The sequence below is a fragment of the Variovorax boronicumulans genome, assembly GCF_030812215.1.
GTDB lineage: Bacteria > Pseudomonadota > Gammaproteobacteria > Burkholderiales > Burkholderiaceae_C > Variovorax > Variovorax boronicumulans_C.
The window spans coordinates 111,437-123,656 of the sequence record NZ_JAUSSG010000002.1 but is presented as its reverse complement, the minus strand read 5'-3'; the positions used below and the strand labels follow the sequence as shown (position 1 = coordinate 123,656).

General features: G+C 68.5%; 14 protein-coding genes. 7 read left to right on the top strand and 7 right to left on the bottom strand.

Annotated elements, in window-relative coordinates:
• Positions 1-9: 9 nt before the first annotated feature.
• Positions 10-885, bottom strand: coding sequence for a CoA transferase (locus J2W23_RS06740; protein WP_307648159.1), 876 nt, complete (start codon positions 883-885; stop codon positions 10-12).
• Between the two features lie 148 nt (positions 886-1,033).
• On the opposite strand from J2W23_RS06740, the gene J2W23_RS06735 reads away from it, so the two are divergent.
• The gene (locus J2W23_RS06735) at positions 1,034-1,936 is read left to right on the top strand and encodes an SDR family oxidoreductase (RefSeq protein WP_176656823.1); all 903 of its coding nucleotides are present in this window, start codon (positions 1,034-1,036) and stop codon (positions 1,934-1,936) included.
• Between the two features lie 3 nt (positions 1,937-1,939).
• Here J2W23_RS06735 and J2W23_RS06730 read toward each other — a convergent pair whose 3' ends face one another.
• Positions 1,940-2,398, bottom strand: coding sequence for an Lrp/AsnC family transcriptional regulator (locus tag J2W23_RS06730; protein WP_307648497.1), 459 nt, complete (start codon positions 2,396-2,398; stop codon positions 1,940-1,942).
• 115 nt (positions 2,399-2,513) lie between these two features.
• On the opposite strand from J2W23_RS06730, the gene J2W23_RS06725 reads away from it, so the two are divergent.
• The gene (locus J2W23_RS06725; protein ID WP_307648158.1) at positions 2,514-3,122 is read left to right on the top strand and encodes a glutathione S-transferase; all 609 of its coding nucleotides are present in this window, start codon (positions 2,514-2,516) and stop codon (positions 3,120-3,122) included.
• Between the two features lies 1 nt (position 3,123).
• Here J2W23_RS06725 and J2W23_RS06720 read toward each other — a convergent pair whose 3' ends face one another.
• Together J2W23_RS06720 and J2W23_RS06715 are read right to left on the bottom strand one after the other, a co-directional pair.
• Positions 3,124-3,522 carry a DUF488 domain-containing protein gene (locus tag J2W23_RS06720; protein WP_307648157.1) on the bottom strand — a complete coding sequence of 133 codons (399 nt, stop codon included), beginning with the start codon at positions 3,520-3,522 and terminating at the stop codon, positions 3,124-3,126.
• Positions 3,523-3,542: 20 nt separating this feature from the next.
• Positions 3,543-5,408: a PhoX family protein gene (locus J2W23_RS06715; protein ID WP_307648156.1), complete on the bottom strand. Its 1,866-nt coding sequence runs from the start codon at positions 5,406-5,408 to the stop codon at positions 3,543-3,545.
• A 99-nt stretch (positions 5,409-5,507) separates the two neighbouring features.
• Here J2W23_RS06715 and J2W23_RS06710 point away from each other — a divergent pair, with 99 nt between their 5' ends.
• Together J2W23_RS06710 and J2W23_RS06705 are read left to right on the top strand one after the other, a co-directional pair.
• Positions 5,508-6,335 (top strand): crotonase/enoyl-CoA hydratase family protein, encoded by an 828-nt coding sequence (locus tag J2W23_RS06710; RefSeq protein ID WP_307648155.1) that lies wholly within the window; start codon positions 5,508-5,510, stop codon positions 6,333-6,335.
• A gap of 288 nt (positions 6,336-6,623) precedes the next feature.
• Positions 6,624-6,938 (top strand): hypothetical protein, encoded by a 315-nt coding sequence (locus J2W23_RS06705; RefSeq protein WP_013542063.1) that lies wholly within the window; start codon positions 6,624-6,626, stop codon positions 6,936-6,938.
• Positions 6,939-6,968: 30 nt separating this feature from the next.
• Here the strand turns inward: J2W23_RS06705 and J2W23_RS06700 are convergent, their stop codons facing one another.
• The 3 genes from J2W23_RS06700 to J2W23_RS06690 all read right to left on the bottom strand — a co-directional run bounded on the left by J2W23_RS06700 (position 6,969) and on the right by J2W23_RS06690 (position 9,930).
• Positions 6,969-8,228: an acyl-CoA dehydrogenase family protein gene (locus tag J2W23_RS06700; RefSeq protein ID WP_307648154.1), complete on the bottom strand. Its 1,260-nt coding sequence runs from the start codon at positions 8,226-8,228 to the stop codon at positions 6,969-6,971.
• Between the two features lie 84 nt (positions 8,229-8,312).
• A complete protein-coding gene (locus J2W23_RS06695; RefSeq protein WP_307648153.1) occupies positions 8,313-9,455 on the bottom strand; it encodes a DSD1 family PLP-dependent enzyme in 1,143 nt (380 codons plus the stop codon).
• A 142-nt stretch (positions 9,456-9,597) separates the two neighbouring features.
• Positions 9,598-9,930, bottom strand: coding sequence for a hypothetical protein (locus J2W23_RS06690; RefSeq protein ID WP_307648151.1), 333 nt, complete (start codon positions 9,928-9,930; stop codon positions 9,598-9,600).
• Between the two features lie 184 nt (positions 9,931-10,114).
• Here J2W23_RS06690 and J2W23_RS06685 point away from each other — a divergent pair, with 184 nt between their 5' ends.
• The 3 genes from J2W23_RS06685 to prpC all read left to right on the top strand — a co-directional run bounded on the left by J2W23_RS06685 (position 10,115) and on the right by prpC (position 12,149).
• Complete coding sequence (locus J2W23_RS06685; protein WP_176656832.1) at positions 10,115-10,381, top strand: hypothetical protein; 267 nt, start codon at positions 10,115-10,117, stop codon at positions 10,379-10,381.
• A 188-nt stretch (positions 10,382-10,569) separates the two neighbouring features.
• Positions 10,570-10,965 carry an acyl-CoA thioesterase gene (locus J2W23_RS06680; protein ID WP_307648150.1) on the top strand — a complete coding sequence of 132 codons (396 nt, stop codon included), beginning with the start codon at positions 10,570-10,572 and terminating at the stop codon, positions 10,963-10,965.
• The gene (prpC, locus tag J2W23_RS06675) at positions 10,962-12,149 is read left to right on the top strand and encodes a bifunctional 2-methylcitrate synthase/citrate synthase (protein WP_307648149.1); all 1,188 of its coding nucleotides are present in this window, start codon (positions 10,962-10,964) and stop codon (positions 12,147-12,149) included. The genes J2W23_RS06680 and prpC overlap by 4 nt, the downstream gene beginning before the upstream one ends.
• Positions 12,150-12,220: the final 71 nt, after the last annotated feature.

Sequence of the window (12,220 nt, the reverse complement as noted above, 5' to 3'; positions counted from 1 at the left end):
CCCAAGCCTTCAATCGGCCAGCGTGAGCAGCGGCACGTCGCGCTCCCGGCTCATCGCATCGAGCTCGGCGCGCGTGCGGGTCGCGAGCCAGGCCGCCAGCGCCTCGTGCGTGGCCGTGGCCATCATGTCGGGCGGCCTCACGCCGGCCGCTTCGCACAAGCGGTTCGCGAAATGCGGCTCCAGCGCCGCCACCGCCACGCGGCCATCGGCACACGGGTAGACGCGGTAGCCCGCATGCGCGCCGCCGACCGCGCCCGTGGGCTGCGTCAGCCCCCAGGTGCGCGGCAGGGCCAGCCAGTCGGCCGAGGCGTTCAGGGCGACTTCCAGATAGATGCCGCTTGCCTTGTCGCCGCTGCGGGCGCGATGCAGCATGGCCGCAAGCACAGCCTCGCTGGCGAGAAGGGCGCCGCCCATGTCGGCGTAGAGCGTGGGCGGCAGCTCGGTGCCGGTGACGAGGCCGCTTTCGGCGACGTAGGTGAGGTCGTGGCCCGGCTCCTCGGCCCGCTCGCCCGGCGCGCCGACGATGGCCACCTGCGACAGCGACGGATGGCGCGCCTGCAGCGCGGGCCAGTCGAGGCCGAGCTTGCGCAGCGCGGAAGGGCGGAACGAGGTGAGCAGCACGTCGGTCTTCGCGAGCGCGGCGTGCAACTGCTGCTGTCCCGCCTCCGTCTTCAGGTCCGCGGTTTCGATGCCGATGCCTTCGTGCAGCGCGGCATACGCCGGTTGGTTGTAGAGCGCCATCGGGTCGCCGGCCGGTGGCTCCAGCTTCAGGCAGCTGGCGCCCATCTGGCGGCAGCGCAGCAGCGCGGCGGGACCGGGCAGGTTGAGCGCAAGGCTCAGGACGCGCACGCCGTCTAGCGGCAGGAAGGAGGTGAGGCTGGACATGGGTGTCGATCCGGAGAACAGGTCAAAAGACATTCTCACCCGGCCCGCGCCGAAGCCAGATTCCGCAAGCCGCCGCGCCGGCGCCGCGCGTAGCATGCGCCATGGCAGCGCTCGTCCTTGCCGCTGCCGCAACGCCAAGGAGACCCCCATGTTCCAACCTTCCCTGATGAGCGGCCAGCGCATCCTCGTGACCGGCGGCGGCACCGGCCTCGGCCGCGCGATGGCCGAGCGCTTTCTCGGCCTGGGCGCCGACATTGCCATCTGCGGCCGGCGCCAGTCGGTCTGCGAAGAAACGGCGGCCGAATGGCGCCAGCAGTTCCCCGGCCGGCGCATCGACACCTTCGGCGTCGACATCCGCATCGCGCAGAGCGTGGACGAGATGGTCGAGAGCCTTTTTCAGAGCGGTGGCCTCACCGGCCTCATCAACAACGCGGCGGGCAACTTCGTCGCGCCGACCGAGAGCCTCTCGCCGCGCGCCTTCGACGCGATCGCGAACATCGTCTTCCACGGCAGCTTCTACGTGACGCAGGCGGTGGGCAAGCGCTGGGTGGCCGAGGCCAAGTCGGGCAAGTGGAAGCAGGGCGACCCCTTCCGCAGCGTGATGAGCATCATCGTCACCTGGGTCGACAACGGCAGCCCCTACGTCGTGCCCTCGGCGATGAGCAAGGCCGGCATCGAGGTGATGACCAAGTCGCTCGCGGTGGAATGGGCGCGGCACGGCATCCGCCTGAACGCCGTGGGGCCCGGCGAGATCCCCACCGAAGGCATGAGCAAGCGCCTCAACCCCGGTGAGGAGCCGGGCGCACGCACCAGGGAGATGAGCCCGATGGGCCGCACTGGCCGGATGAGTGAGCTGCAGAACATCGCGGCCTTCCTGATGGCGCCGGGCCAGTGCGACTGGCTCACGGGCCAGAGCATCATGATGGACGGCGGCAACGCGCTGGCCAATGGCGGCAACTTCTACGAGCTACGCCAGTGGAGCGACACCGACTGGAAGGACGCGCGCGAACGCATCGAGGCGCAGAACCAGAAGGACAAGGCGCAGCGCTGACGGCTACTTGCGCGGCGCCTTCGCCGCGTGCACGGTGACGTGCTTCTGCACGGGGCTCGACAGCACCAGCGAGGTGGTCACCGCGCCGTCCACCGCCAGCGCATCGACCACGCGCTGCAGGTCGGCCGGCTCGGCGATGGCGCAGCGCACGAAGAAGCAGTCCTCGCCGGTCACGCGGTCGGCGCTCAGCACCTCGGGCATGTCGTCGAAGAGCTTCAGGTACTTGGCGATGCCTGCATGCGTGGTGTCGATGCGGATGATGGCCTGCAACCCCACGCCCAGTGCCCGCAGGTTGACGCGGGCGCCGTAGCCCTCGATCACGCCCGCATCTTCCAGCTTGCGCACGCGCTCGCTCATCGCGGGCTGCGAGAGACCGATGCGCTTGCCCAGCGCGGCCAGGCTCTGGCGCGCATCGGTCTGCAGGGCTTCGAGGATCAGGCGGTCCTTCTTGTCGATGTTCATGGTGTGTTTCATGACCGATGGGTGATCGGTTTACGGCCCCGATTTTCGATGGGTTGCCATTCGGCGCAGGCGCGACGGCCGATATCGTGGCGCACACCTTCAGGAGAAACAAACAATGCAACTCGTCGGCATGCTCGATTCACCCTATGTGCGCCGCGCCGCCATCTCGCTGCGGCTTCTCGGCCTTGCGTTCGAGCACCGCCCGGTCTCGGTCTTCAGCACCTTCGATCAGTTCCGCGCGATCAACCCGGTGGTCAAGGCGCCCACGCTGGTGTGCGAGGACGGCACGGTGCTGATGGATTCGACGCTGATCATCGATTACGCGGAAGTGCTGGCCGGGCGCAGCCTGATGCCCGCCGACCTGATGCAGCGGCAGCGCGCGCTGCGCATCACCGGGCTCGCGCTGGCCGCTTGCGAGAAGACGGTGCAGATCGTCTACGAGCACAACCTGCGTCCCGCCGAGAAGCTGCACCAGCCGTGGCTCGACCGGGTGCAGGGGCAGCTCGTTGCGGCGTACGCGGCCCTCGAGCAGGAGGCGGCCGAGATGCCGCCGCCTGCCGACGAGAAGACGATGACGCAGGCCGGCGTGTCAGCGGCCGTGGCCTGGTCTTTCACGCAGCTGATGGCGCCTGAGTCGATCGCGCCGGCCGGTTTCCCGATGTTGGCGGCATATGCCGCACGCGCGGAAAACCTGCCGGCGTTCCTGGCCTTGCCCCAGGTGTGACTCAGTCCGCGATGTCCGCGCCGCGCTCGGCCAGCAGGCCGCGCAGCAGCGAGCGGTGGCAGCGCGACTCGTCCTCGCAATAACAGCCGACCGCAAGCGCAGCGCTGTGCGAAAGCGCTGCGAGCAGGTCGAGGCTGCGGCTCGCGTCGGCCTCGGCCATTTCGGACTTGTACTTTCGCGCGAAGGCGTTCCATTGCGCGGGCTCCTGCGTTGCCTGCGCCTCCTGGCCCAGCTTCATCGTGTCGGCGGACGGCGCGAGGTTGGGGTACCACACGTCGTACCAGTCCTGCGCGGCGAATTCGGTCTTCGGAACGCCGCGCGGCGGACGGCGCACGGTGCCGATGCGCAGGCCCTCGCCGGGTGCGCGCGGCGTGCCCAGGCGAACGATGCGGATGCTCATGGAGGGTCTCCTTCTTCTCGTCAGGTGCCGACGATACCGCCGTCGCGGCGACGGATCGCAAGGGTCGCCGAACGCGGCCGCGCGGAGCCCGGCGCGGTGCCGTCGGGCCAGGCGCTGTTGTGCGTCGCGCTGCCGTCGTCGCGTGCCTCGCCCGGATGCTGGATGTTCACGAACAGCGTGCGGCGGTCCGGCGTGACCACGCAGCCGGTGATCTCGCTGCCGTTCGGTCCGGTCAGGAAGCGCTTGATCCGGCCGGTGGCAGGGTCGGCGCACAGCATCTGGTTGTTGCCGAGCGACGCGTAGGCGGGCTTGCCGATCACCTGGCCGCTCATGTCGGTCTGGATCCAGAGCAGGCCGCCGCTGTCGAAATGCAGACCGTCGGGGCTGCCGAACATGTCGGCGTCGGCCGAGGGATAGCGTGCGCCGCTCCCCGGCTGCGCGGGGTCGCCGGCGAGCGTGAAGTGGTCCCAGGCAAAGCCGGTGCTCGCCGCGTCGCCGCCGTCCTCCCTCCAGCGCAGGATGCCGCCGAAGAGGTTGTCGGCGCGCGGGTTGGCGGCATCGGGCGCGGGCTTGCCGGGGTCGCCGCGCTGGCTGTTGTTGGTGAGGGTGACGTACACCTCGCCGCTCGTGGGATGCACGGCGATCCACTCGGGGCGGTCCATCTTCGTGCCGCCGACGATGTCGCCCGCGAGGCGGGCGTGGATCAGCACCTCGGCCGCGTCGGCGAAGCCGTTGGCGGCATCCAGGCCGTTGCGGCCGTGCGTGAGTTCGAGCCACCGGCCGCGTCCGCCTGCGTCGTAGCGCGCGACGTAGAGCGTGCCGTCGTCGAGCAGGTGGCGGTTGGCGGCGCGCGCTCCAGCGTCGGTGCCGGGGCGCACCTTCTCGCGGCTCACGAACTTGTAGATGTATTCGAAGCGCGCGTCGTCGCCCATGTAGACCACCACGCGGCCGTCCTTCGATGTCGTGCAGGTGGCGCTCTCCTGGCGCTTGCGGCCGAGCGCGGTGCGCTTGACGGGCGTGGATGCTGGATCGAACGGATCGATCTCCACCACCCAGCCGAAGCGATGCGGCTCGTTCGGGTGGCGGCCAAGGTCGAAGCGTTCGTCGAAGCGCCAGTACTCGACCCACTGCGTGCCCGGGACCGTGCCGTAGCGGCGCTGTGCATCCGTCAGGTCCTTTGCCGCTTCCTTCGGTCCGCCGAAGTAGCCGTGGAAGTTCTCCTCGCAGGTGAGATACGTGCCCCAGGGCGTGACCCCCATCGCGCAGTTGGCGAAGGTGCCGAAGACCTGGTCGCCGGCCGGGTTGGCGGCGGTGCGCATCAAGGCCGTGCCTGCCGCCGGGCCGGCGATGCGCATCGGCGTGTTGCCATGGATGCGGCGCGCGAAGGGCGAGGGCTGCACCTGCTGCCAGCCGGTGGGCGTGCGGCGAATCTCGATCACCGAGACGCCCATCGCGTGGAGCGACTTGCGCACCTTGTCCGCGGTCCATGCCTTGACGCCGTCGGTGTGCAGCAGTTGCTCGTCGGTGTACTCGTGGTTCATCACGAGCAGGCCACGCTCGCCGCGCGAATCGAGTGCGAAGAAGTGCATGCCGTCGTGGTGCATGCCGGCCTGCACGGCCTGATCGGCGGCGCTGTTGGAGCCGTCCGGTGCGAAGGCCGGCATCTGGCCCGCGATGCCGGTGGGCGTACCCCAGGGGTAGAGCAGCTGCCATTCGTATTCGGGCGGCACGACGACGGCATCGCGCAGGGACACGGGCACGCCGGTGAACCCGAGCGTATTGCCGCTGCGGGCCGCAGAAGGCAATGCACAACCCTGGCCGAACAGCGCCACCACGGCGGCGGCCGAGCCCGATTGAAGAAGGAAGTGGCGACGGTCCAGCGGCATGGCAGAGGTGTTGGGTAGGCGACAGCCGCCATCATCGCCCAGCCGCCATGCCGGGCGATACTGGCCAAAACCCACAACGAACCCCACAAGGAGACACGCATGAGCGATCGCATCGAATGGACCCGCCACCCCGACGGCGTGGTGGAACTGCAGCTGGCCCGCGCCGACAAGATGAACGCACTCGATCCCGCGATGTTCGACGCGCTGATCGAAGCCGGCGAAGCCCTGCGCGGCGACACGGCGGTGCGCGCCGTGGTGATTTCCGGCCGCGGCAAGGCGTTCTGCGCAGGGCTCGACATGGCTTCGTTCGAGCGCATGCAGCAGGGCGCGGGCGAGGGCGTGCTGGGGGAGGGCGCGGCGGCTGCCGATCTGGTGAAGCGCACCCACGGCATTTCCAACGCCGCGCAGCACGTCGCCATGGTCTGGCGCGAGGTGCCGGTGCCGGTCATCGCCGCGGTGCACGGCGTGGCCTTCGGCGGCGGCCTTCAGGTGGCGCTGGGAGCGGACATCCGCATCGTCGCGCCCGACACGAAGCTGTCGGTGATGGAAATCAAATGGGGCCTCGTGCCCGACATGGCCGGCATGGTGTTGATGCGGGAACTGGCGCGCAGTGACGTGGTGCGCGAGCTCACCTTCACCGGGCGCATCTTCTCGGGCGAAGAGGCGCTGCAGATCGGCTTCGCCACGCGCCTGTCGGCCGATCCGCTGGCCGATGCGCTGCAGATGGCGCACGAGGTCGCGGGCAAGAGTCCCGATGCGATTCGTGCGGGCAAGCGCCTGCTCAATGCGGCCATGTCGCAGAGCGCCGCGGAGCTGCTGATGGCCGAATCGGTCGAGCAGAAGGCGCTGATCGGCAGCGCGAACCAGGCCGAAGCCGTGAAGGCCAACATCGAGCGCCGCGCCCCGCGTTTCGATCCACCCGCCTGACCGGCAAGCCACCGCTGCGTTGCACCGTCCGCGCTCCGAAAAGGAAGCGTGGCGCCCCCTTTTCCGAACGATTTACGCATTCTGGGTGCCGAATAAGTCGGCATTTAACACACATCGGGTATCTGTGTGTAAGAATTAAGTAGTTGTTTTATGGGGGAGGTGGAAGGAAATGGAATCACTTTGTGTGCAGAAGATCACGTCTTGTCAGGGAGTAGTCCCTTGGAAGGATGGCTCCTGAACGCGCACTCCTTAACAATCGACAGCTTTGCCTAGCGACGGCGGCCCCGCATGTCGACGACCACGTTTTTTTGTAACCTCAGCGTGCCCATCCTGGTGGGCGAGGATCGCTACAAGTACATCCCCATCGTCGGGGTTTTCCGCAGCATTCCGTTCGATCAAGTCGATGAGTGGGTGATGCATCCCGACGGCGGACCGCGCAGCGATCGCGAACTCGCGGCCGAAGTGCTTGTCGAGATCCGCAAGCCGCTCGGCGCGAGCGGACGCACCGCGCCGCATGCCTTCGATGTGGCCGACATCCTGCAACTGGATCGCGCTGCCGCGATCGTTGTCTCCACTTTCCTTGCCGCGCTGCCTCGCGTCTGAGGCTTTCGTTCCTGTCTCTTTCTTGCGCCGTCAGGCCGCAATCGCTCCCACCGCCCAGTAGAACGTCGGCCTTGCTCCGTTGAGCAGGTGATCGCCGACCACGCGCCCCTTGTAGATCGTCGGGTTGTGCGATGCCAGCGTGCGCGCGTTGCGCCAGTGGCGGTCGAGCCGGCGGTCTTCCTGCAGCGCAGAGGCGCCGCCGATGTCGAAGAGCCGTGTGCCCGCCTGCAGCACCGCGTCGACGATGCCGGCCTGCGCCTTCGCGGTGTCGAGTTCCACCTCGAAGGGCAGGCTCTCGGGAACGGGCTCGCCGCGCTGGCGGAAGCGGTCGACTTCGCCGAGCCCGCGCGCCACGGCCTGGACGGTGGAGGCCGCGATGAACGCGGTGCTCGCCAACTGGCCGATGACCTGCTGCACCAGCGGATCTTCGCGCGGCGTGTCGCCGCTGCCGTGGCTGTAGACGCGCTTGCGCGGCTGCACGAAGGCGACCGCGTCGCGCACGATGGCGCGTGCGATGCCCGCCAGCGTGGCGAGATGCGTGAGCTGGAAATGTGCCGTGAGCGGCGTCGGCTGGTCGCGCACGTAGAGCAGCACGTTCTCGGGCTTCACCCGTACGTTGCGAAAGCGCGTGGTGCCCGATGCGCTCAGCCGCTGGCCGAAGCCGCGCCAGTCGTCCACGCGCTCCACGCCTTCGGCCTCCGAGGGCACGAGCGCGATCACGCGGTCGCTGCTGCCGTCGGCGTTCAGGCGCTGGGCCGAGACCGAGATCCAGTCGGCGTAGAGCGTGCCGGTGCTGTAGTACTTGTCGCCGTCCAGACGCCACGCATCGCCGTCGCGCGACAGCGTGGTCTGCAGCACGCCGAGTGCGCCTTCGCCGAGTTCAGTGGTGGCATTGCCGAAGATCACGCCTTCGGCCGCCAGCCGCATCCACGGGCCGTGGAGCGACGGATCGATCTCCGCGAACAGCCGTTCGATGAAGCCGAAGTGCGCGCGCAGGATCTGCGGCAGGTTGGAGTCGGCTTCGCCGAGTTCGATGAGCAGGTCGTACAGCTGCTCGACCGACGCCCCGATGCCGCCGTATTCGGCGGGCACGCGCAGGGCGCCGAAGCGCTCGGCGTTTAGCCAGGCGACCGGCTCATGGGCCAGTTCGCGATCGTTTTCGCGCTGAGCCGCATGCACGGCGATGCGGTTGAAGATGGGGCGAAAGCGCGCGAGGAGTTGTCGGGAAGAGGGCGCGGCCGGCGCCGCATTGGCGCGCGCCGTGCGCGGTGTGTCTTGAGTGATGGCCATTGGGGCAGGACTGTGCCCCGGCACCGCTCGCCTTGGAAATACGCTTTCCGAGTTTCCTTATGCCGTGCGCGCGGCTGTACGTGGCTATCGCTTCCCGCGCGCGTCCACCGGCCAGATCGCCACCAGCGCCCCGCCTTCGACCACGTGATAGACGTCGTGCAGGTTCACCGTCGGATCGCAGTGCGGCGTCACGAATTCGATGCGCGTGCCGAGTGCAGGGCGCGGCCCCGCGGGCATCAGCTTGCCGTGCTCGTCGCCGAAGAAGGCGTAGCGGCTCGCGGCATCGGTGCCGCGCGCGACCAGCGGCACGCCGCCGTCGGTGGCGAAGCACTTGGTGCCTCCGTCCACCGTGACCCAGTCCGCCGCATTGGTGCTGACCACGGCCGTCTGCACGAAGAGGGCCACCTCGAACGGCGAGGGCTCGGTGCCGGCGGCCAGCACCTGCGTGTATTCCGCGTCCATGAAGACATAGGAGCCGGCCTGCAGTTCGGTGAAGGCGTTCTGTTCCGAATCGAGGTCGTGGGTGCCGGTGCCGGCACCGGTGACGATCTCGAAGTTGAACCCCTTGCGCCGCGCCGCCGCGACGATGCCCGCCACGGTTTCGCGCAGCGCTGCGGCCGCCGCGCTGCGCTCTTCGCGCGCCACGATGTGCTGCAGGTTGCCCGCATAGGCCTGAAGGCCGCGCAGCCGCAGGCTCGGCTCGGCGGCGATGGCGGCCGCCAGGGCGAGCACCTGCGCCTCGTTCGCGGCGCCGGTGCGGTTGTAGCCTGCGCCATAGTCGACCAGCACCGGGAGCGGATGCAGCAGCCCGCTCGCGGCCCGGGCCAGGTCGGCCACATTGGCCAGGTTGTCGGCCACCACCATCACGCCGCCGGGCGCCGCGCGCTCCGCCAGCTTGACGAGGCGCGCGATCTTGCTCGGCGTGACGGCGGGCGAGGTGATCAGCACGCTGCGGATGCCGCCGTCGACCATGATTTCCGCCTCGCCCATGGTGACGCAGCTCACGCCGATGGCACCGGCGGCCACCTGGCGCCGCGCGATCTCGATCGACTTGTGGGTCTTCACGTGGGGCCTGAGGCCAATGCCGCGTGCCTTGGCAAAGGCGGCCATGCGTTCGATGTTGCGGGTCATCGCGGGCAAATCGATCAGCAGGGCGGGGGTGTCGAGCAGGTGGCGGCCGCCGGGAACGCCGATCAGCGGCGAATTGGCGTGCAGGGGTCTGGGCATCGTTTTGTCTTCCTTTGTTCTCGGATTCGGGCAATCGGGGTCTCGTGACGCAGGGATGCATGCGCCGCGAAATGATCGCATCGAAACATCCGGAATGCGCAGTCGGCGGGGCAGCTTCTTTCGCTGCACGCGGGCGCAGGTGCTACCTGGGCCGCTTTGCCGCGTGGCTCGACAGGCTCGCGTCGTGTCGGGGCGACCCGGTGCGACGCAGCGCCAGCCACCACAGCAGGCCCGCATTGACCGCCCAGCTGCCCGCGAGCAGCAGCAGCGCGGTGTTCGCCACGCCGGGCGAGAGGTCGAGCGTGAGCAGGCCCAACGACCATGGCAGGCCGCCCGCGATGGCGACCAGCATGCCCGCGTCGCTTTCCGGCACGGCCGCTGTCCCCAGCACGCACACCACGCCGGCGACCGTGTAGATCGACGCCGCGATGCGCCAGGCGGGGCGAAAAGTCGGTTGCGAGCGTGCCGTGGACATGACCCGAGCATCGCCGATTGCAGTGACGGTCGTGAAGGCTGGATACGCGCAGGAACGTAGTGTTTTGGCGACGGTTCGCGGGCGGGCCTGCCAACCAAATCACGATCGCGGGGCCGCGCTGCGCGCAGCAGAACCTTCACAGCCGTTTCGCGCGACTGTCACCTGACCGCGCCACCATGCGCCCATGGCTGGCCAACTCATCTCCATCGCCCTGACCGTCGACCAACACGACGCCGGGGATTATTTCTGGGTGCTCCTCGAATCCTTCGACAACTCGATGGAGTTCGAACCGCTGATGGAGGCCGCCACGGGCTTTGCCACCTACGGCGATGCGCTGCAGGCGGGCTACGTCGTGCTCAAGGGGCTGTCGGAAGACCTGGGCGTAGGGCCTCGGGAAGAGGGCGACGATGCGAGCCTGATGGCAATGGACGACGTGGGAGACACCGACTGACGCGTCGCGTCTCGGCGAAGACCCGGCCCGGCGCGCCGGTCGAACCTAGGTAGCCCGGCGGCGCCCGGGGTGGGTCGCCCCAGGAATTCGCAGGATTCGCAGGATTCGCAATAGCTTGCGATCGCCTTCGCAAGACTTCGCCCTTTCAGTCCTTATGCGAAGGGCGCAATCTGCGTAGATTGCGAACCATGACGACACCCGTTGGAACAACCGAACTCCGCGAGCTGGTGCTGCCGGCGCATGCCAATCACCGCGGCACGCTCTTCGCCGGCCAGGGCCTGCAATTGATGAGCAAGGCTGCCTTCCTGGCCGCACGCGGCCTGGCGCAGCGCGAGGTGGTGATGGCCGGCGTGACCAGCGTCGCCTTTCTCGCTCCCGTGCCGGCGGGCTACCAGCTCATCCTGCGCGGCTGGGTGAGCCGCATCGGCCGCTGCTCGATGACCGTGTGCGTGACCGGCATCGCCGACCTGCCGGGCGTTCCCGCCGAAGAAGTCCTCAAGGGTGTGTTCGAGATGGTGGCGGTCGACGCCGCCGGCCGTCCCACCGGCCTCGATCGCTCCTATCTGAACAAGGAAACCGCATGACCACCACTACGACCCAAATCGCGGCACCCGCCGCAGCCGCCGCAGCCGCAGGTTTCAAGCCCAAGAAATCCGTTGCCCTCTCGGGCGTGACCGCGGGCAACACCGCGCTGTGCACCGTGGGCCGAACCGGCAACGACCTGCACTACCGCGGCTACGACATCCTGGACATCGCCGAGGTCTGCGAGTTCGAGGAAATCGCCCACCTGCTGGTGCATGGCAAGCTGCCCACGCGCGCCGAACTCAGGGCCTACAAGACGCGGCTCAAGGCGATGCGCGGCCTGCCGGCCAACGTGAAGGCCGCGCTGGAGAGCCTGCCCGCCGGTGCGCATCCGATGGATGTGATGCGCACCGGCGTCTCGGCGCTGGGCTGCGTGCTGCCCGAGAAGGACGACCACAACCTGCCTGGCGCACGCGACATCGCCGACCGCCTGATGGCCTCGCTCGGCTCGATGCTGCTGTACTGGTACCACTGGAGCAGCCAGGGCAAGCGCATCGAGGTGGAGACCGACGACGATTCGATCGGCGGCCACTTCCTGCACCTGCTGCACGGCCAGAAGCCCACCGAGGCCTGGGTGCGCGCGATGCACACCTCGCTGAACCTGTACGCCGAGCACGAATTCAACGCCAGCACTTTCACCGCGCGCGTGATCGCCGGCACCGGCAGCGACATGCACTCGGCCATCGCCGGCGCCATTGGCGCGCTGCGCGGCCCCAAGCACGGCGGCGCCAACGAGGTCGCCTTCGAGATCCAGAAGCGCTACGACGCGCCCGACGAAGCCGAGGCCGACATCCGCCGCCGCGTGGAGGCCAGGGAGGTCGTCATCGGCTTCGGGCACCCGGTGTACACGGTGAGCGATCCGCGCAACGTGGTGATCAAGGGCGTGGCGAAATCGCTGTCCGAAGAGGCCGGCTCCACCAAGATGTTCGACATCGCGGAGCGCCTGGAGACCGTGATGTGGGAGGTCAAGAAGATGTTCCCCAACCTGGACTGGTTCAGCGCGGTGAGTTACCACATGATGGGCGTGCCCACGGCGATGTTCACGCCGCTCTTCGTCATCGCGCGCACCAGCGGCTGGGCCGCGCATGTGATCGAGCAGCGCGTGGACAACAAGATCATTAGGCCGAGCGCGAACTACACCGGACCGGAGGATCTCCGGTTCGTGCCGATCGAAGCCCGCGTCTGAACTGCTGTTGCTGCACGGGATTTCGCATGTCCAATGACTGGGGCCTCGGGAAGCCAGCGGCGCGAGCCGTG